The sequence below is a fragment of the Dietzia alimentaria 72 genome, from assembly GCF_000226215.1.
Taxonomy (GTDB): Bacteria; Actinomycetota; Actinomycetes; order Mycobacteriales; family Mycobacteriaceae; genus Dietzia; species Dietzia alimentaria.
The window spans coordinates 45,122-62,337 of the sequence record NZ_AGFF01000024.1 but is presented as its reverse complement, the minus strand read 5'-3'; the positions used below and the strand labels follow the sequence as shown (position 1 = coordinate 62,337).

20 protein-coding genes and 1 tRNA gene are annotated in these 17,216 nt (G+C 67.0%); 10 read left to right on the top strand and 11 right to left on the bottom strand.

Translation table 11 applies throughout. The features are described from left to right. From ON04_RS12390 to ON04_RS12380, 3 genes are all read right to left on the bottom strand, one after another. Nucleotides 1–360 carry a DUF2752 domain-containing protein gene (locus tag ON04_RS12390; RefSeq protein WP_033444309.1) on the bottom strand — a complete coding sequence of 120 codons (360 nt, stop codon included), beginning with the start codon at nucleotides 358–360 and terminating at the stop codon, nucleotides 1–3. A gap of 119 nt (nucleotides 361–479) precedes the next feature. Next, a complete protein-coding gene (locus tag ON04_RS12385; protein WP_029458369.1) occupies nucleotides 480–827 on the bottom strand; it encodes a CD225/dispanin family protein in 348 nt (115 codons plus the stop codon). A 185-nt stretch (nucleotides 828–1,012) separates the two neighbouring features. Further along, nucleotides 1,013–2,362 (bottom strand): nicotinate phosphoribosyltransferase, encoded by a 1,350-nt coding sequence (locus ON04_RS12380; protein WP_010541944.1) that lies wholly within the window; start codon nucleotides 2,360–2,362, stop codon nucleotides 1,013–1,015. 52 nt (nucleotides 2,363–2,414) lie between these two features. Between ON04_RS12380 and clpS the strand changes: the two genes are divergently transcribed. The 7 genes from clpS (at nucleotide 2,415) to ON04_RS12345 (ending at nucleotide 7,212) form a co-directional block, all read left to right on the top strand. Next, entirely contained in the window at nucleotides 2,415–2,759 is a 345-nt protein-coding gene (gene clpS, locus ON04_RS12375) for an ATP-dependent Clp protease adapter ClpS (protein ID WP_420795349.1), read from the top strand. 4 nt (nucleotides 2,760–2,763) lie between these two features. Continuing rightward, on the top strand, nucleotides 2,764–3,414 hold the full coding sequence (locus tag ON04_RS12370) for a DUF2017 domain-containing protein (protein WP_010541942.1): 651 nt from the start codon (nucleotides 2,764–2,766) through the stop codon (nucleotides 3,412–3,414). Nucleotides 3,415–3,424: 10 nt separating this feature from the next. Further along, entirely contained in the window at nucleotides 3,425–4,108 is a 684-nt protein-coding gene (locus ON04_RS12365) for a rhomboid family intramembrane serine protease (RefSeq protein ID WP_010541941.1), read from the top strand. Next, nucleotides 4,105–4,911 carry a glutamate racemase gene (murI, locus tag ON04_RS12360; protein WP_010541940.1) on the top strand — a complete coding sequence of 269 codons (807 nt, stop codon included), beginning with the start codon at nucleotides 4,105–4,107 and terminating at the stop codon, nucleotides 4,909–4,911. Before ON04_RS12365 ends, murI begins: the two co-directional genes overlap by 4 nt. 76 nt (nucleotides 4,912–4,987) lie before the next feature. After that, entirely contained in the window at nucleotides 4,988–5,767 is a 780-nt protein-coding gene (locus ON04_RS12355) for an MBL fold metallo-hydrolase (RefSeq protein ID WP_010541939.1), read from the top strand. 38 nt (nucleotides 5,768–5,805) lie between these two features. After that, nucleotides 5,806–6,576 carry a ribonuclease PH gene (gene rph / locus ON04_RS12350; RefSeq protein WP_029458364.1) on the top strand — a complete coding sequence of 257 codons (771 nt, stop codon included), beginning with the start codon at nucleotides 5,806–5,808 and terminating at the stop codon, nucleotides 6,574–6,576. Nucleotides 6,577–6,579: 3 nt separating this feature from the next. Next, entirely contained in the window at nucleotides 6,580–7,212 is a 633-nt protein-coding gene (locus ON04_RS12345; RefSeq protein WP_010541937.1) for a non-canonical purine NTP pyrophosphatase, read from the top strand. A 150-nt stretch (nucleotides 7,213–7,362) separates the two neighbouring features. Here ON04_RS12345 and ON04_RS12340 read toward each other — a convergent pair whose 3' ends face one another. After that, on the bottom strand, nucleotides 7,363–7,737 hold the full coding sequence (locus ON04_RS12340; RefSeq protein ID WP_010541936.1) for a DUF3817 domain-containing protein: 375 nt from the start codon (nucleotides 7,735–7,737) through the stop codon (nucleotides 7,363–7,365). Then, on the bottom strand, nucleotides 7,734–8,285 hold the full coding sequence (locus ON04_RS12335; protein ID WP_010541935.1) for a hypothetical protein: 552 nt from the start codon (nucleotides 8,283–8,285) through the stop codon (nucleotides 7,734–7,736). Before ON04_RS12335 ends, ON04_RS12340 begins: the two co-directional genes overlap by 4 nt. A 60-nt stretch (nucleotides 8,286–8,345) precedes the next feature. On the opposite strand from ON04_RS12335, the gene ON04_RS12330 reads away from it, so the two are divergent. Together ON04_RS12330 and ON04_RS12325 are read left to right on the top strand one after the other, a co-directional pair. Beyond that, a tRNA-Leu gene (locus ON04_RS12330) sits at nucleotides 8,346–8,430 on the top strand. A 163-nt stretch (nucleotides 8,431–8,593) separates the two neighbouring features. Next, on the top strand, nucleotides 8,594–10,081 hold the full coding sequence (locus ON04_RS12325; RefSeq protein ID WP_010541934.1) for an MFS transporter: 1,488 nt from the start codon (nucleotides 8,594–8,596) through the stop codon (nucleotides 10,079–10,081). A gap of 32 nt (nucleotides 10,082–10,113) precedes the next feature. Here ON04_RS12325 and ON04_RS12320 read toward each other — a convergent pair whose 3' ends face one another. From ON04_RS12320 to ON04_RS12300, 6 genes are all read right to left on the bottom strand, one after another. Then, the gene (locus ON04_RS12320; protein ID WP_010541933.1) at nucleotides 10,114–10,485 is read right to left on the bottom strand and encodes a RidA family protein; all 372 of its coding nucleotides are present in this window, start codon (nucleotides 10,483–10,485) and stop codon (nucleotides 10,114–10,116) included. A gap of 37 nt (nucleotides 10,486–10,522) precedes the next feature. Continuing rightward, nucleotides 10,523–13,021: an excinuclease ABC subunit UvrA gene (gene uvrA, locus ON04_RS12315; protein ID WP_010541932.1), complete on the bottom strand. Its 2,499-nt coding sequence runs from the start codon at nucleotides 13,019–13,021 to the stop codon at nucleotides 10,523–10,525. Beyond that, complete coding sequence (locus ON04_RS12310; RefSeq protein ID WP_010541931.1) at nucleotides 13,002–13,565, bottom strand: gluconokinase; 564 nt, start codon at nucleotides 13,563–13,565, stop codon at nucleotides 13,002–13,004. The genes uvrA and ON04_RS12310 overlap by 20 nt, the downstream gene beginning before the upstream one ends. Before the next feature lie 14 nt (nucleotides 13,566–13,579). Next, complete coding sequence (locus ON04_RS12305; RefSeq protein ID WP_050815357.1) at nucleotides 13,580–14,443, bottom strand: maleylpyruvate isomerase family mycothiol-dependent enzyme; 864 nt, start codon at nucleotides 14,441–14,443, stop codon at nucleotides 13,580–13,582. A 99-nt stretch (nucleotides 14,444–14,542) separates the two neighbouring features. Beyond that, nucleotides 14,543–14,683, bottom strand: a complete 141-nt coding sequence (locus ON04_RS16305) for a methionine/alanine import family NSS transporter small subunit (protein WP_081477184.1) — start codon at nucleotides 14,681–14,683, stop codon at nucleotides 14,543–14,545. A 3-nt stretch (nucleotides 14,684–14,686) separates the two neighbouring features. Beyond that, nucleotides 14,687–16,318: a sodium-dependent transporter gene (locus ON04_RS12300; RefSeq protein ID WP_010541929.1), complete on the bottom strand. Its 1,632-nt coding sequence runs from the start codon at nucleotides 16,316–16,318 to the stop codon at nucleotides 14,687–14,689. A gap of 252 nt (nucleotides 16,319–16,570) precedes the next feature. Here ON04_RS12300 and ON04_RS12295 point away from each other — a divergent pair, with 252 nt between their 5' ends. After that, on the top strand, nucleotides 16,571–16,993 hold the full coding sequence (locus tag ON04_RS12295) for a hypothetical protein (protein ID WP_238529321.1): 423 nt from the start codon (nucleotides 16,571–16,573) through the stop codon (nucleotides 16,991–16,993). Nucleotides 16,994–17,216: the final 223 nt, after the last annotated feature.

The window sequence follows — 17,216 nt, the reverse complement described above, 5'->3', positions numbered from 1 at the left end:
TCAGACGGCAAGGGCGTTGAACGGGGCGAAGGGCAGATTGCGTACGACCAACCACACGGCGGACAGCCCCCCAAGAGCCACCGGGGCCCAGCGCAGGGTCTCCCACCGAGGGACCCGACGCCCGGTGATCCGGCGCATCGACCACGCAATGTAGGACCATGCCAGCAGTACGAGCAACGCGACCCCGACGGCGTTGTAGCTCAGCGCCGAACGAAGATCGCCATGGAGGAGCGAATAGATCATCCTCGCAGACCCGCAACCGGGACAGACGATCCCGAGCAGGCTCTTGGTCGGGCAGGGCGGGCTCACTCCGCCTGGCGTCGTGGGATCGGCCGCGGCTACGAACACGCAGGCCCCCATGGCGCCCCCCAGGGTGATCAGGGGTGCGACGGCCCCACGCCAGCCGCCCGCCCACACAGGGGTGGGGGCGGGCGGGAGCGTTCCGGAGACGGGTGGCACGGGTCGGGTGAAGGTAGGCCCTACATGGAGCCGGCTGCCGCGACCATGACAAATGCGAAGTAGATGACACCTAGGACGACGCCGGCGATGGCGGCCCACAACGCGAACTTCCTGGCGTCCTGGGACGCCTGCTGTGCCTGCTGGAATTGACCCGCGGCCCAGAGCGAGTTGACGTTGGCAGCCTTGACGATCGACACGATGCCGAGTGGCAGGCAGCAGAAAAGCGTAGAAAGGATCGCCCACACGAGGTTGTTCTCCGGAGGCGGCCCGGGAGGGCCACCGAAGCCGCCGCCGTACTGTCCGCCGCCGTACTGCCCTCCGCCGTACTGACCGCCGTAGGGGTCCTCGCCGGAATTGGGGTAGCTCATTTTCACACTCCAGGTCGTGTGCGGTCGGACCATCCGGTCTGCCGCGATCAGCCTGTCGCCCTCGATGGGCCACACGTCACTGAGAACGGAGAATTTACCCTAATGCGGTTCTTGGCAGGGGGTGAATCATCCGGACGGATGCGAGAGGCGGGGCGATGTGGCGCCACGCTCATCAGCGGGTGGAGTCAGTCGGCGTTCGGCGGGATCACGCGCATCGGGATCGCGGGATCGCCTTGGCTCAGCGCGAGCCCCTCCCACGGCAGGGACACCATCACGGCGGCGTGGTGGGCTCGGGATTCATCGAGTGTGGGGAGGTCGGGAGCGGCTTCGCCTCCGCGGATCAGTGGCACGAGCAATTCGCGGGCCTCGAGCCCGGGCACGGTGGGAGCGGTGGCGTTCCGGGGGAACAGCACTTCCTCGACCGCGGTGCCGGTTGGGCGGTGGAGGCGGACCGAACGCTTGGCCCCGGGCAGCGACTCCTTCTGCGCGGAGCGCTTGGCCACAGGGATGCCGTCCACCTCAACGAGCTTGTAGACCATCCCTGCCGTAGGCGCCCCAGACCCGGTGACGAGCCGGGTGCCGACCCCGTACATGTCGACGGGCTCGGCGCGCAGCGCCGCGATCGCGTACTCGTCGAGGTCGCCGGAGACCACGATGCGGGTGCCGTGAGCGCCCATGGAGTCGAGTTGGCGGCGGACCTGACGGGCCATAACACCCAGGTCGCCGGAGTCGATCCGTACACCGCCCAGTTCGGGGCCCGCGACCTCGATTGCAGTGGCGACGCCCCGGGTGATGTCGTAGGTATCGACGAGGAGAGTGGTCTCCACCCCGAGTGTTGCGACCTGTGAGCGGAACGCCGCGGCCTCATCGGGCCCGTCGGGGCCGGTATGCAGGAGCGTGAAGGAGTGGGCGGACGTTCCCGCCGAGGGGACCCCGTGTCGACGGGTCGCCTCGACATTGGAGGTGTAGTCGACGCCGGTCAGGTAGGCGGCCCGGGCCGCGGCTACCGCGGCCTCCTCATGGGTACGACGAGACCCCATCTCGATGATGGGGCGACCGCCAGCTGCGGACGTCATCCGCGCCGCAGCCGCGGCTATCGCGCTGTCGTGGTTGAGAACTGACAGAACCAGCGTCTCCAGGATCACGCCTTCGGCGAAACCCGCGCGGATGCTCAACACCGGGGATCCGGGAAAGAACAGCTCGCCCTCACGGTAACCGTCGATGTCCCCGGTGAAACGGAAGTTGCGGAGCCAGTCGATGGTCCGTTGATCGAGCGAGTCGGCGACCACCTCGATCTCCTCGTCGGTGAATCGGAAGTCCGCCACGCGGTCCAGGAGCCGCCCGGTTCCCGCGACCACGCCGTACCGCCGGCCGGCCGGTAGTCGTCGGGCGAACACCTCGAAGACACACGGACGGTCGGCGGTACCGTCAGCCAGTGCCGCCCGGATCATCGTGAGTTCGTACTTGTCGGTGAACAACGCGGTGGAGGGGCGACCGTGCGCGGTCGTGGCGTGAGGGGGTGGCGTCGAGGTCACGTGGGCGACTCTACGGCGTGGCCGAGTGGCCGGTAATCCGTATCCTGGGTTCATGCATCCCGTGACAACACCGCTCTCGGCGGTTCGGAGCGCAGCCAGGGGGATGGCGATGCCCTCGGCCGCGCCCGTGGAGTCCACGGACACCGCTTCGGACGGTGGTGTCGACAGCCCCTGGCTCACCGTCGTGTGGGACGACCCGGTCAACCTGATGAGCTACGTGACCTTCGTATTCCAACGAGTCTTCGGTTACAGCCGCGAGCAGGCCCACGATCTGATGCTCAAAGTCCACAACGAAGGTCGCGCGGTGGTGTCCTCCGGCAGTCGCGACAAGGTGGAGAACGACGTTCGCAAGCTCCAGGAGGCCGGGTTGTGGGCCACGATGCAGCGGGAGGCGTAAGTCTGTGAAGGCATGGCAGCGAAAGCCCGCGCTCGGGGGTACGCGCATCAAGTCGGCGATGGAGGCCCACGAGGTGCAGATCCTCCACGCGCTGGTATCCAACATCGTGGACATGCTCGAGCAGCGTCGTGATTCGGCGCCGCGCGACGAATTGGCGGAGATCACCGGAATGCGGAGCGGGCATTCACAGTTGCCTTCCGACGCCCCGCTGGCCCGGTTGCTCCCCGATTTCCACCGCCTCGAGACCACCCGTGGTGAAGCCGGTGAACTCTATGATCGTGCTCCGGGAGGGGATGACGACGCGGACCGAGCGGCGGTGGTCCGGGCCCACAACTCGGGGATGCGGATGATCCATGAACCCGCGATCATCGACGCCAAGCTCGACAGCGCGGCCGTGGTGCTGCGCTCTCTTCCCGCCCGCGGTGGCACCGTCTCTCTGAACCAGGAGCAGGCGCAGGCCTGGATGCGGTGTCTGAACGACGTCCGGCTGGGTCTCGGCGCGGTCCTTCTCGAGGAGAGTTCAGCGGGCGGCACCCCGGCCACCGATATCCCCGAGTACGTGCCGGAGGACGATCCGCGTTCAGCCCAGCTCGACGTTTATCACTGGCTGACTTTCATGCAGGACTCCCTGTGTACCGCCCTTGTCGGGGAATGAGGAGAACATCGTGAATCGAAACTCTCACGCCTCGTGGGCGGCGGGGGCAGGTGCCGGGAAGCCGGCGAGCGTCGGCCCGCGTCGGTGGCCGGCGCTGGTCCTGCTCTTCTCGTTCGTGGCGCTGATGTGGGTAATCGAGGCGGCGGACCAGGTCCTGATGTGGGTTACCGGTGAACCCCAGGTCTTCGATGGGTACGGGGTCCGCCCCTGGTCGACTGACGGGCTCCTGGGCATCGTGTTCCAACCACTGCTGCACGGGGACTGGGCTCACCTCATCGGTAATTCGGTCGCGTTGCTGATCCTGGGCTCGATCATCGCGCTCTCCGGCATCAAGCCCCTGATCAGCGTCACGCTGATCTCGTGGTTGGCTTCGGGCGTGGTGTCCTGGCTCATAGGCGGCGCTGGGACCAACCACATCGGTGCCTCCGGCATCGTCTTCGGTTACGTGGCCTACGTGATAGTCCGCGGCTTCTTCACTCGCCGGGTCCTGCACCTGGTGGTCGGTCTGCTCATCGGGTTTTTCTACGGGCTCGATGCGCTGGCCGGGTTGTCGCCGATGGTGCAGGGGATCTCGTGGCAGGGCCATCTCGGTGGTGCGGTCGGTGGTGTGGCGTCCGCATGGGGGCTCAAGAAGAGCCAGCTACAACAGGCCGCGCCCGTGCAGCAGTTCCGGGCCCCCGGGCGCCCGAGGTGACGGGCCCGGATCCGGACGCACCTATCGGGGTGTTTGACTCCGGCGCCGGCGGATTGACGGTGGCGAGGGCGATCATGGACCAGCTGCCCGACGAATCAGTGGTCTACGTGGGCGACACGGCGAACGGGCCCTACGGACCTCTGCCGCTCGCGGACGTGCGAGCGCACGCGTTGGCGGTGGCAGACTCGCTCGTCGAGCGTGGAGTGAAGGTCCTGGTGATCGCGTGCAATACGGCATCCGCGGCGATGCTGCGGGATGCGCGGGACCGTTATCCGGTGCCGGTGGTGGAGGTGATCCAGCCGGCTGCGCGTCGTGCGGTGGCCACCACGAGGTCGGGCCGGATCGGGGTGATCGCCACGCGTGCGACGGTGGCGTCGCGCGCGTACGACGACGCGGTGGCCGCAGCTGCGGGGATCACGCTGACGTCTGTAGCGTGCCCGAAGTTCGTGGAATTCGTGGAGCGCGGTATTACCAGCGGTCGACAGGTGCTGGGCCTGGCCGAGGCGTACCTGGCCCCGATTCGGGATGCCGATGTGGACACGCTCGTGCTGGGCTGCACCCATTACCCGTTGTTGTCTGGTGTCGTGCAGTTGGCGGCGGGGGACCACGTGACGCTGGTTTCCAGTGCGGAGGAGACGGCCAAGGACGTGTTGCATGTCCTGACGGCCGAAGATCTGCTGCGGCCACACGACCCGGTAGTGCCGGCCTCCCGGGAGTTTCTCGTCACTGGGGACCCCGACTCGTTCCGTCGTGTCGCGTCTCGTTTCCTGGGGCCGGGGATGGTCGCGGTGGGGCAGGCATGAGTTGTCGGGGTGGCGCGCGTCGCGGCTAGGGGCGCACTCGCCCCCATGCGCGACCGGCCGTGGCACGATGGTGCCCATGTTTCTGACTGTCCTCGGTTGCTCGGGAAGTATCGGCGGACCCAACTCGCCGGCGTCCGGGTATCTCGTGGAGGTCGATGGCCTGGCTCCCCTGGTGATCGACATGGGGCCCGGTGTGCTCGGTGCACTACAGCGCCACGTGGCGCCGGAGAACGCGACGATCCTGCTGTCGCATCTCCACGCAGACCACTGTCTGGATGTGCCGAGCCTGATGGTGCTGCGTCGTTTCGGACCCGGGGCGCGGGGTGCGGGCCGTGTCCCTCTGGTCGGTCCCTCCGGGACGGCGTATCGGATCGGGGTGGCGTCGGCGGAGGAACCGGGCGTGGTCGACGATCTGTCCGACACGTTTGACGTAGCGACGTGGGACGTGACGCCGGAGATAGAGATAAGACACGACGACGGCGAGGTGGGCCTGCGCGTGCGGGCCGAGCGGGTGGATCACCCGCCGGAGTCGTACGGGATGCGTCTCACCACGGCGGACGGTCGCGTCCTGGTCTACAGCGGTGACACGGCGTACTGCGAGACTCTCGTCGAACTCGCGGCGGGCGCCGATGTCCTGCTCTGCGAGGCGTCCTGGACGCATGAGGAGGGCCGTCCCCCGGGCATCCATATGTCGGGTGTCGAGGCGGGCCGAACCGCGAACCGTGCCGGGGTGAGCCGTCTGGTTCTGACCCATATCCCGCCGTGGACGAATCTTGAGGCGGTCCGGGCGGAGGCTGCTACAGAGTTCTCCGGTGAGGTCCTGCTAGCCGAACCGGATCTGCGGATCACCATCTGAGCGCGAGGCCGCTAGGATCGGCGGGCGTGACTTCTTCGATCAACGGCAGAGTAGACGGACGAGCTGACGGCGACCTCCGCGACGTGACGATTACGCGGGGTTTCACCTCGCATCCGGCGGGCTCGGTTCTCGTCACCTTCGGGCAGACCCGTGTCATGTGCACGGCCAGCGTCACCGAGGGTGTCCCGCGCTGGCGCAAGGGTTCGGGACTCGGGTGGCTGACCGCCGAGTACTCCATGCTCCCGGCGGCGACCCACGAGCGGTCGGGTCGTGAGTCGGTGCGCGGCAAGGTCGGGGGTCGCACTCATGAGATCAGCAGGCTGGTGGGGCGGTCGCTGCGTGTCGCGATCGACCTGGCGGCGCTGGGGGAGAACACCATCGCTCTGGACTGCGACGTGCTCCAGGCGGACGGTGGTACCCGCACGGCAGCCATCACGGGTGCCTATGTGGCGCTCGCCGATGCGGTGACGTGGCTGCAGTCGAAGGGGGCCGTCACCGGCAGCCCGCTGACCGGTGCGATCGCCGCGGTGAGCGTGGGTGTGGTGGACGGCCGTGTGCTGTGCGACCTGCCATATGAGGAGGACTCGCGCGCCGAGGTGGACATGAACGTGGTCTGCACCGAGGCCGGGAAACTGGTGGAGGTGCAGGGCACCGCCGAGGGTGCGGCCTTCGGGCGTGACGCACTGGACGCGATGCTGGACTCGGCTCAAGCCGGCTGCGAGAAGCTGTTCGCACTGCAGCGTGAGGCCCTGGCGGCCCCGTATCCGGGCGAGTTGCCGAAGCCTGCGACCGCGCGGGCCGGGCGGTAACCCATGGCTGTGCGCCTGTTGGTCGCCAGCCGCAACGCCAAGAAGTTGGCGGAATTGCGGCGGGTGCTGGAGTCGGAGGGAATCGTCGGCATCGAGCCGGTGGGCCTGGACGAGGTCGCCGAGTACGCCGAAGAGCCGGAGGACGGCGCTACGTTTGCCGACAATGCGCTCATCAAGGCCAGGTCGGGGGCCGTCGCCACCGGGCTGCCGTGCCTCGCCGACGATTCGGGACTGGCGGTGGATGCGTTGAACGGGATGCCGGGTGTGCTCTCTGCGCGCTGGTCGGGACGCCACGGCGACGACGCCGCCAACAATGCCCTCCTACTCGCCCAATTGACTGACGTGCCCGACGAGCGTCGGGGCGCAGCGTTCGTGTCGGCCTGTGCGCTCGTCGTCCCCGGGGTACCCGGGGGTGCAGACCACCGAGAGGACGTCGAGGAGGGACGCTGGCGCGGCAGTGTGCTGCGAGACCCGCGTGGTGAGGGTGGGTTCGGTTACGACCCGCTGTTCCTGCCCGAGGGCTCCGAGCGAGCAGCCGGCGAACTCACTCCGGAGGAGAAGGACGCTGCGTCCCATCGTGGTCGTGCTCTGCGGGCGCTGGCGCCGGCGCTGCGCGCACTCGCTGAACGAGCCTGACATCGATACGACGGAGTGCCCCCTTCCGGCATCTGCACCCGCGCCTGCTCACCTCGACCACAGGCGCCGCCAACGATGAACTCCCGCGCCCGCAGCGGCGGGGGCGGGAGTTCATGGTGAGGGGCGCGAGGCGACTGGGCAGAGGCGGGGTCAGACCGCGTATTCGGCCCGCACGTCCAGGGTCCGCTTGTGCTCGAACCAGAACGACAGGAACGGCACGGTCCCCGCGAGAGCGGTGAGGAGCGTGCGGGCTGCAGGCCACCGGGCCTTGATCGCCAGGTCGAGCGTCATGAACAGGTAGATGATGTAGAAAACTCCGTGGGCCTGACCGATATAGGTGAACCACTCCGGGGCGTCCGAGGAGTTGCCCAGGATGAGGTACTTGTAGATCATCTCGGCGGTCAGTACCAGTAGCCAGATGCCGGTGATCCAGGCCAACACCCGGTAGCGCTTGAGCGCGCCGGCGATCTTGCCCTGCGGATCCGGCTTTCGGCCGTCGGTCTGGGTAGCGGCTGCGGCGGTCATGAAGCGGGCTTCTCCTGGGAACGGTCACCGGCGCGGTCCTTGCGGGCCAGCTCGGCGAGATATGAGTTGTACGCGTCCAGGCCCTCGTCACTGGGCTCGGTGTGACTCGCGGGTCGACGCGTGGGGAGGAGATCCGCGGGGATCTCCGTCATGACATGTCGGCGGTTCCGGACTGGTTCGTTCATCCCGGCCCCCGCGGCGGATCCGGGATGGCCGGTCTCGTCGTCGTCGGAATCAAGATCTTCTCCCGTGGCACTGTCGGCCGCGGCTACCTCGTCGCTCTCCTGGGCCTCGAGGCGGACGTACTTCAAGTAGGCGTAGACTAGGAACCAGGCCAGGAACGGCCACATGAAGGTGTACCCGAGATTCTGGACCGTGCCGGTGGCCGCCTTATACCTGGCCAACTGCCAGATCCCCATCCCCAGGCAGAAGATCGCACCCAAGACGACGAACGCGATCCACGCTGGCCGGTGCTGGACCTTCGCGGGCGACGGGGTGCGCGAGCCGGAGTCGCTTCCGGTCGCGCGGGAACCCACAATGTCGGACACGCCTCCACGGTACCGCCGACCACACGCTAAACTCACCTCGCCCGGTACCCCCGGGTCCACGCGCCCGTGGCGGAATTGGCAGACGCGCTGGATTTAGGTTCCAGTGTCTTAGGACGTGGGAGTTCAAGTCTCCCCGGGCGCACCATCTTCTTCGTGCATAAATCCGAAGATCGGGCCGGGCTTCACCGGCTGAGGCCGTTTCAGCTGCCGAGCGGCTGCGCCGAAGCTCCCTCGGGGGGATCGGGATGGATTGAGGCTGGTTCGACGTTCTGACTCAGTGGTCGAGTATGCAACCACAGCGGAGGGAGATGTCGGTGACGAGCCAGGCTCAGGACGAGGACGTCGAGGGTCTGGACACCTCTGACCCGGTGCGTTGGCGCATCCTGGCCGTGCTGCTCATCGCGATCTTCATGTCTCTGGTGGGCGTGAGCATCGTCAATGTGGCACTGCCGTCGATCCAGAATGGACTGGGTGCCTCCCAATCCGATGCCCAGTGGGTGCTTTCCGGATATGCCCTGACCTTCGGCATCGTGCTTGTCGCGGCCGGTCGGGCAGGCGACCTGTGGGGGCGCGGTGGCATCTTTATCCTCGGGGTCGCGGTGTTCACGCTGTCGTCCGTGGCGGCAGGTCTCGCGCCCAACGCCGAGGCCCTCAACGCCGCGCGATTCATGCAGGGCGTCGGCTCGGGGATGCTCAATCCGCAGGGCGTCGGCATGATCCAGCAGTATTTCCGTGGGGCCGCCAGAGGGCGGGCCTTCGGTTACTTCGGCAGCGTCGTCGGGATCGCCGTTGGCATAGGGCCGGTGCTGGGAGGCCTGTTGATCGGCGTCGGTGGCCCCGACTTCGGGTGGCGATTGACCTTTCTGGTGAACGTGCCGATCGGGATCGCGTGCATCGTCCTGGCACTGTGGTGGTTCCCGCGCCCGCTCTTCACACGACTCCCCAAAGCGTCCGGCGAGACGAAAGGGTCGCGGTCTATGGACCCGGTCGGCGCCGTTCTGCTGGGGCTGGCAGTGCTGGCGATCCTCCTCCCGTTTGTCGAGTCGGGAGTCTCCGTCTACGTCTGGCTGCTGCTGCCCGCAGGTCTCGCCCTGATCTACGGGTGGGTCCGGTGGGAGCGCCGCTACGCGCGTACCGGCCGCAGCCCGATGGTGGATCTGAGCATCTTCTCCACCCGGAGTTTCACCAACGGCAGCATCATCGTCACCCTGTACTTCATGGGCATGACCAGCATCTGGGTGCTGGTGGCGCTGTACATGCAGGACGGCGTCGGCCAATCCGCGCTGGCCGCGGGGCTCGTCGGTGTGCCCGCGGCGTTGATCTCCGCCGTGGCCGCGAACTGGGCGGGTAAACGGGTCACGATCTACGGGCGCAAAGTGGTGATCGGCGGCCTGCTCTTCGCGTTGGCCGGGCTGGGGCTGAGCATCGCGGTGGTGCTGTTCCACGAGTCGGGACATCTCAGCGAGTGGTGGTTGGTTCTCTCGCTGTCATTCATCGGAGTCGCACAGGGATCGGTGATCAGCCCCAACCAGACGCTCACACTCGCGGAGGTACCGATTGCGTACGCGGGCAGTTCTGGCGCGATCATGCAAACCGGGCAGCGGATCGGTACCTCGATCGGCATCGCCGTGATCACCGCAGCCGTGTTCGCGACCCTGGACGTGAGTACATGGGCGGTTGCGGTGACGGTCGGATTCGCACTTGTGGCGGTGGTGGTGCTCTGTGCACTCGGGGTCGCTATTAAGGACCAGCGGGACCGGGTGACGGCAGCCCAAGCGGGGGACGTACCGGGCTGATCGACCGGTGCGCGCGCCGGCCCGTCCGCCGGCTAGCGCGGCTTGTGGGCGATCGCCTTGAGCTCCACCAGCGTCTCGGGCATACCCAACTTCTCCACCCCGACCGCGGTCCAGGTCGGTCGCCCGGCACCCTGGAACGTGGCCTTGGCGGCCATGAACTCTTCCATGTGCTCGGGATAGCTGGTGTGATAGCTCATCAAATCGACCAGGTCCTCGGGCGAGCAGCCGGCCTGGTGCAGAACGGCGGCCAAGGCCTCGAAAGCCAGGCGGTACTGTTCCGCGGGGTCGGTGGGGGAGTTGCCCGACTCGTCCAGTCCGACCTGGCCAGAGAAATACACCAGATCCCCCGCTTGCTTGAAGTCTGAGTACTTGAACTGTTCGGCCCAGTCACCGTGCGATGCCATTGTGCTCCCTTTCGTTGATGGCCGATCGTACCGATCTCTACTCATCGCGGGCGGGCAGCCGCGTCGCCAGGTAGGGCCCGGTCGCGCTGCCCTCCGCCCGGGCGACGTCCTCCGGCGTGCCCGAGGCCACGACCCGCCCGCCGGCGTCGCCGCCGCCCGGACCCAGGTCGATGACCCAGTCGGCGCTCGCGATCGTGTCGAGATCGTGTTCGACCAACACGACCGTGTTGCCGGCGTCCACGAGCCGGTGCAACTGGCGCACTAGAAGCGCGATATCCGCCGGGTGGAGTCCTGAAGTCGGCTCGTCGAGCAGGTAGAGGGCATGCCCGTGGCGGGCCCGCTGCAGCTCGGTAGCCAGCTTGATCCGCTGAGCCTCCCCGCCGCTGAGTTCGGTCGCCGGCTGACCTAATCGCAGGTATCCCAGGCCCACCTCACGCAACGTTTCGAGGCTGCGGCGGGCGGCCGGGATCTCGTCGAGGAAATCCGCGGCCTCGTCGACCGAGAGCGCGAGGACGTCGGCGATTGTCTTGCCGCAATAAGTGATCTCGAGCGTCGCGGCGTTGTAGCGGGCTCCGTGGCAGGTCGGGCAGGGCGCGTAGGTGCCGGGCAGGAACAGTAACTCGACGGAGACGAACCCCTCGCCCTGGCAGGTCTCGCAGCGACCCTCCGCGACGTTGAAGGAGAAGCGCCCCGCCCCGTATCCGCGGCGGCGGGCCTCGGGGGTGGCAGCAAATCGCTTCCGCACCGCGTCGAACAGGCCCGTATAGGTGGCCAGGTTCGAGCGGGGCGTCCGGCCGATCGGGCGTTGGTCGACGCGCACCAGCCGATCGAAGGAGTCCAGGCCGGTGGTCTCGTTCACCTCGACCGCAACCTCGTCGTCGTCATCCCGGCCGTCCTCGCGGTCGTCCGTCGACTCGGGCGCTCCGCCGAGGTGACGCCGTACGATCTCGCTGAGCACCCGGGTCACCAGGGTTGACTTCCCCGAACCGGAGACACCGGTCACGGCGGTCAGGACGCCCAGCGGGACGTCGACGGACAGTCCGCGGAGGTTGTGCCGGGAGATCCCATGTAGGTGCACCCACCCGCGCGGGGCGCGCTGGTGACGTTGTAGCGGCTCCGCGCGACCGAAGAGGTGATCCGAGGTGATCGACCCCTCCACGTCCTCGAGCCCCGCCACCGGGCCGGAGTAGAGCACCTGCCCGCCCTGCTCGCCGGCGCCGGGCCCGATGTCGACGATCCAGTCGGCGCGGCGCACCACGTCCAGGTCGTGCTCCACGACGAACAGTGAGTTGCCCGAGCGGGTGAGTTCGTCGAGCACGTCGAGCAGCGGTTCGGCGTCTGCTGGGTGCAATCCCGCTGACGGTTCGTCGAGGACATAGACGACCCCGAAGAGCCCCGAACGTAACTGCGTCGCGATCCGTAGACGTTGCGCCTCTCCCGGAGACAACGTCGTGGAACTGCGCCCCAGCGAGAGATACCCCAGCCCGAGATCGAGTATGACCCTCAACCGGTCGACGAGGTCGGTGCAGATCCGCACGGCGACCTCCGTGCTTTCGCCCGAGTCGGCCGACGCGGTCGCCGCGGCTGCCTCGGCTAGTTCGGTTACCGGACGGAGCACCTCGACCAGTTCGGTGAACGCCAAGGAGTTGATCTGCGCGATGGTCAGACCGCGGAAGGTGACCGCGAGTGCGTCCGTCCTCAGACCTGTCCCGCCACAGACCGAGCAGAGCGCGGCGCGGACGAAGCGCATCGCCTTGTCCCGCATCATCTGGCTCTTGGAGGTGGCCAGGACGTGGTTGATGTGCGCACGGGCACTTCGGAACAGGCCGTGATATCCGTGATCGATCCGGCCGGGTTCGGGTTCGACCAGGACCTTGGGCTGTTCGTCGGTGAACAACAGCCACTCGCGATCCTCTTCGGGCAGGGTGTGCCACGGCGCGTCGACAGCGATGCCCAGGCCGGAGACGATGCTGCGCAGGTTCGCGCCCTGCCAGGCACCCGGCCACGCGGCTATGGCCCCCTCGCGAATGCTCAGAGACGGGTCCGGGACCATCAGGTCCGCGCTGACATCGTGCTCCCGTCCCAGCCCCTGGCACCGTGGACAGGCACCGGCGGTGGTGTTGGGCGAGAACGCTTCCGCCTCGAGTCGCGGCGCGCTCGGCGGATATGTGCCGGCCCGCGAGTACAGCATCCGCACCAGGTTCGACAGGGTCGTGAGCGTTCCCACCGTGGACCGGGAGTTCGGCGCACCGCGTTGTTGTTGCAGCGCGACGGCCGGGGGTAGTCCCGTGATCTCCTGCACGTGCGGCGCTCCCACCTGATGCAGCAAGCGCCGTGCGTAGGGGGCCACCGACTCGAAATACCTGCGCTGCGCCTCGGCGTAGATGGTGCCGAAGGCGAGCGAGGACTTGCCCGATCCGGAGACACCGGTGAAGGCGACCAGTGCGTCGCGGGGGACGTCGACGTCGACGTTGCGCAGGTTGTGTTCTGAGGCGCCGCGCACGCGGACAAACGCATTATCGGGGTTCGGGGTCACGTCCACTGTCTAGCTGCTCGGGGGGAGTCGCACAATCGACGACCGCGGAGACGACCTCGTCGGCGATCGCGGCAGCCGACAGCGAGATCGGACACACGATCCCGTTCTCACCGTGGTCGAGCGGTTCCAGCGTGTGGATCTGCGACGCCAGAATCTGTTGGGAGGCGAAGTGACCGCGGCGCGCGGCGAGCCGGGCCGCGATGATCTCTCGATCCGCACCGAGTTCGACAAAGAACACCGGACGAGCCACGTCTCGGAGGACGTCGCGGTAGTCGCGGCGCAGCGCCGAACACGCGACGACGAGACCTGGGGCGCGCGGCTCGGAGCTGTCGCGCTCCCGCATTTGGTCGCGGACCGCGGCCAGCCAGGGTCGCCGGTCGTCGTCTGTCAGCGGCACCCCGGCGCTCAGCTTCCGTCGATTGGCGGGCGGGTGCAGGTCGTCGGCGTCCAGGATCGGCGCTCCCAACCGCTCGGCGATTACGCGCGCGACCGTCGACTTCCCTGCACCGGAGACGCCCATCACGACGATGTGCGGTGTGGGCATGAGTGGCTGAGGTGTCAGATGGTGAAAGCGATCGAGGCGAGGATGGCGCCGCCGAGGTCCTCGTCGCCGTTGATCTGCACGCCGTCGCCCGGCTCCGCGACGATGCGTCCCGTCGCTGACCGGACGAAAGTCGAGGTGTCAAAAACCAGCTCCACCGTGGGCTGCGAGGTGTCGTCGACGTCTGTGAGGGCCGCACGTCCGTCGACGACGACATCGGTGGCCAGCGACAAATCGGTCTCAGCGTCTCCGGTGACGCGGAAGCGGACCCTGGAGCCGTCCGGCGCCCCGGCCTTCTTCCCGACGATGCGGGGTAGTGCTCGCACGATCTCCTGGACCGCGAACCGCCCGGTGTCTCCACCGAGGTGGTGCTGCATCCCGAGAGCCTGCCGGATGTCGTCCTCGTGGACCCAGCAATCGAAGAGCCGCACGCCCATGAAGTGGCGGTACGGAACGCGACCGACAGGAGAGTCGGTCTCGGCCTCGAAGTCCGCTGCGGACATCTCCGCCAGCTGCTCGGTTCGTGCGGCCACGACCTCGCGGAAGTCCTCGAATGCATCCTCGATCGCCAGGGCCCGGGCCTCCTGCACGAACTTCTCGTTGAGCTCCCCGATCGGATTACGGATGTATTCGCGGGTCGAGGCGGGTAGCTCGATGTCCGGGACAGGCTCGCCGGTGAGCAGGTGCTCGGTTCCCGCCACATGCGCCACCACATCGCGGACTGTCCATCCGGGCAGTGCCGTTTGTGCAGACCAGTCCTCTTTTTTCAGGCCCGCGAGTAGCTCATCGATCCGTTTCCATTGCTGGACGAGGTGGCGCACCTCCAGTGGGGCGGGTGCGGAGGTGCCATCAGCGGCGACGTCGTGGTGAGTGATGTCCATGAGCACACGCTACTGTCACGACAGCGGCAGGGCGGCGAAGTCACACCGACCCCGGTTCCAATAAAGGAACCGGGGTCGGTGCTTGCTTGGTCTGGTGAGTCAGGGGCGCGGTGCGGTGTCCGAGGCAGATTGCTCGGATATGTCGTCCGGGTTCCGCACGAAGTGCGCGATACTCAAGGCGAGGCCGCCCCAGATCACGAGTAGGAACAGCACCATCATGATGATCGCGGGAGTGTCCACGGGTCAGCCCTCCTTGCGGATGTCGGAGTTCGCCGGTGCGGCCGGGGCGCCGTCGGCGTGGGGCGTGAGCCCCTCTTCGTATGAGAAGTCGCTCGGGTCGTTGTCGACCTCCGGCGGGCCCTCGAGATGCGACGCGCCGCGCCAGGGCAGCAGCGACAGGATCACTGACAGGACCAGGATCGCGCCGATCATTCCCCAACCCCAGACGCCGATGACCGAGGCGTCGTAACCCTCGTACGGCTCCGAGATCAAGCTCCGGATCTCGCCGAACAATGAGTAGATCAGGACGATCGGGGTGATGACCGCCATGCACACGAACCAGATCCAGCCCACCCTGAACGAGGAGACCGAGTTGAGGTGATCGCGCAGACTCGGCGCCAGCCGCAGTCCGAAGGAGACCACGATGAGCGCGATCAAGGCGATCCCGACGATTCCGATGCTGTTGGCGAACTTGTCCATGATGTCGAGGTTCTGCAGGCCCGTTTCGGTCGGCATGAGAAGGACCGACGCGCCAGCCATCGGCAGACCCACGCTCAACGTCGCCGTGGTGCGGGAAACCCCCACCTTGTCCTGGAAGGAGGAGACGACCACCTCGACGATGGAGATCATGGACGTCAGGCCGGCGAGGATGAGACAGGTGAAGAACACGACGCCCCAGATCGGCCCTCCCGGCATCTGTGAGACCAGCGTGGGGAACGCGATGAACGCCAAGCCCGGGCCGCCACTGACGTCATCCCAGCCGACTCCGGCCGACGAGCTCACGAGGAAGCCGAGGGTCGCGAAGACTCCAATGCCGGCGAGGACCTCGAACGCTGAGTTGGAGAAACCCACCACGAGTCCCGAACTGGTGAGGTTCGACTTGCGCTTGAGGTACGACGAGTAGGTGAGCATGATTCCGAAGCCCACAGAGAGCGAGAAGAAAATCTGCCCGTAGGCGGCGATCCAAACCCCCGGGTCGGACAGTGCGCTCCAGTTGGGCGTGAAGAAGGTGTTCAGTCCCTCCATCGCTCCGTCGAGGAAGAGCGACCTGACCACGAGGGACGCGAAAAGAGCCACCAGCAGGGGGATGAACACCAGGGCGGTACGTCCGATTCCTTTCTGGACACCCGCCAGGAGGATCCCGAGCGTGACGATCCACACCACGATCAGGACGATCGTGATGGACGGGATGAAGTCGAGACCGAAGCCGCTGCCTGCCTGGAGGAAGTCCTCACTGAAGAATGCCGCGGACTCCTCGTAGGTCTGCCCCCACCGCTCATCGACGGAGAACCATGCGTAACAGGCGGCCCACGCGAGGATCGCAGCGTAGTAGACGGCGATCACGAATGATACGAGGACCTGAACCCACCCGATTGGTTCCGCGAAGCGGCTCATCCGCCGAAAACTCAGGGGAGCGGATCCACGGAACTTGTGTCCGATCGCGTAGTCGAAGAACAGCAGCGGTATGCCTGCCGTCAGCAAAGCGACGAGATAGGGGACGAGGAACGCTCCGCCGCCACTCTCGTACGCGACAAACGGGAAGCGCCAGATGTTGCCCAGTCCGACGGCCGAGCCGATCGCCGCAAACACGAAGACGGAGCGTCCCGAAAATGTCTCGCGTTGTCTGGTACCGCTCGTGGCGGTAGGTGTGGACATGAACTCCTCCTCAGCGGGAAGCACGACTCGTGCCGTGCGGTAGGACCCCTACTTTTAGTCGGACAGTTGCCAATTGGTGACCATTTCGACGCGATCCGTGTATCGCAATCGCGTGACTCGTGTGATTAGGGTAGTCCCATGAGGCACCAAGTGGGCAGCAAGACGATAGGTCGGTCCCTTCTGGCCGCGTCGTTGGCTGTCATCACGGCGGGGGCCGTAACACTGGTTGCGGAGCCGACGAACGCTCGCGCAGTGAGCGGGCAGCCTTCCGGCCCCGCGATCGCTGCGGCGTCGGACCCCGCACCGTCCGACGTCGTCCGTGAGGTCGGGTCTTGGTTCGCGCACGGGTACACCCTCGACCTGCGACGGGATGGAACGGGTACCTTCTCGGTCTGGCTCGGTGCATTCGACGGGGACCGGGTTCAGTTGCGACTGATCCCCGCGCCCGGGCCGGCGACCGTGGCGGAGGTCATCGCCGTAGAGACTGTCGGCGATGGAGCGCTGGGTCCGGATGCCAGACCCGGAATCGGCGGACTGGTCACGATCCTGTTCGGCGAGGAGATCACTACCGCTCATGTCGAGTGGACCTCCGGCCCCGATCGTCACGCGGTTGACCTATGTCCGGCCGTGGGCCTCGACGTGGACTCGATGAATGCGCTTCACTGCGGCGCCTGAGTAGTCCTGAAACCACAGCCCATCAGGCTCTTGCTCCCGCGTCTAGCGGTGTTGTCGTGAGCTGGGTTTGCTCTGCCGAACTCGCCGGAATCACCCACCGCCGCCACCGTCGATGAACTCGCGCCCCGGCTGCTGCGCCCGCCGGTGTGCATACACGGGCGCAGATGCGTTCCCGGCGTACGTGGTGGGACGCGAGAGTTCATCTGCGGGAGCCGATGCCTGG

Excerpts from the sequence above, each read along its gene's own strand:
- ON04_RS12390 (WP_033444309.1), bottom strand. The coding sequence starts at position 360 with ATGGGGGCCTGCGTGTTCGTAGCCGCGGCCGATCCCACGACGCCAGGC.
- ON04_RS12385 (WP_029458369.1), bottom strand. The coding sequence starts at position 827 with ATGAGCTACCCCAATTCCGGCGAGGACCCCTACGGCGGTCAGTACGGC.
- clpS (WP_420795349.1), top strand. The coding sequence starts at position 2,415 with ATGCATCCCGTGACAACACCGCTCTCGGCGGTTCGGAGCGCAGCCAGG.
- ON04_RS12355 (WP_010541939.1), top strand. The coding sequence starts at position 4,988 with ATGTTTCTGACTGTCCTCGGTTGCTCGGGAAGTATCGGCGGACCCAAC.
- ON04_RS12345 (WP_010541937.1), top strand. The coding sequence starts at position 6,580 with ATGGCTGTGCGCCTGTTGGTCGCCAGCCGCAACGCCAAGAAGTTGGCG.
- ON04_RS12340 (WP_010541936.1), bottom strand. The coding sequence starts at position 7,737 with ATGACCGCCGCAGCCGCTACCCAGACCGACGGCCGAAAGCCGGATCCG.
- ON04_RS12325 (WP_010541934.1), top strand. The coding sequence starts at position 8,594 with ATGTCGGTGACGAGCCAGGCTCAGGACGAGGACGTCGAGGGTCTGGAC.
- ON04_RS12320 (WP_010541933.1), bottom strand. The coding sequence starts at position 10,485 with ATGGCATCGCACGGTGACTGGGCCGAACAGTTCAAGTACTCAGACTTC.
- ON04_RS12310 (WP_010541931.1), bottom strand. The coding sequence starts at position 13,565 with ATGCCCACACCGCACATCGTCGTGATGGGCGTCTCCGGTGCAGGGAAG.
- ON04_RS12305 (WP_050815357.1), bottom strand. The coding sequence starts at position 14,443 with ATGGACATCACTCACCACGACGTCGCCGCTGATGGCACCTCCGCACCC.
- ON04_RS12300 (WP_010541929.1), bottom strand. The coding sequence starts at position 16,318 with ATGTCCACACCTACCGCCACGAGCGGTACCAGACAACGCGAGACATTT.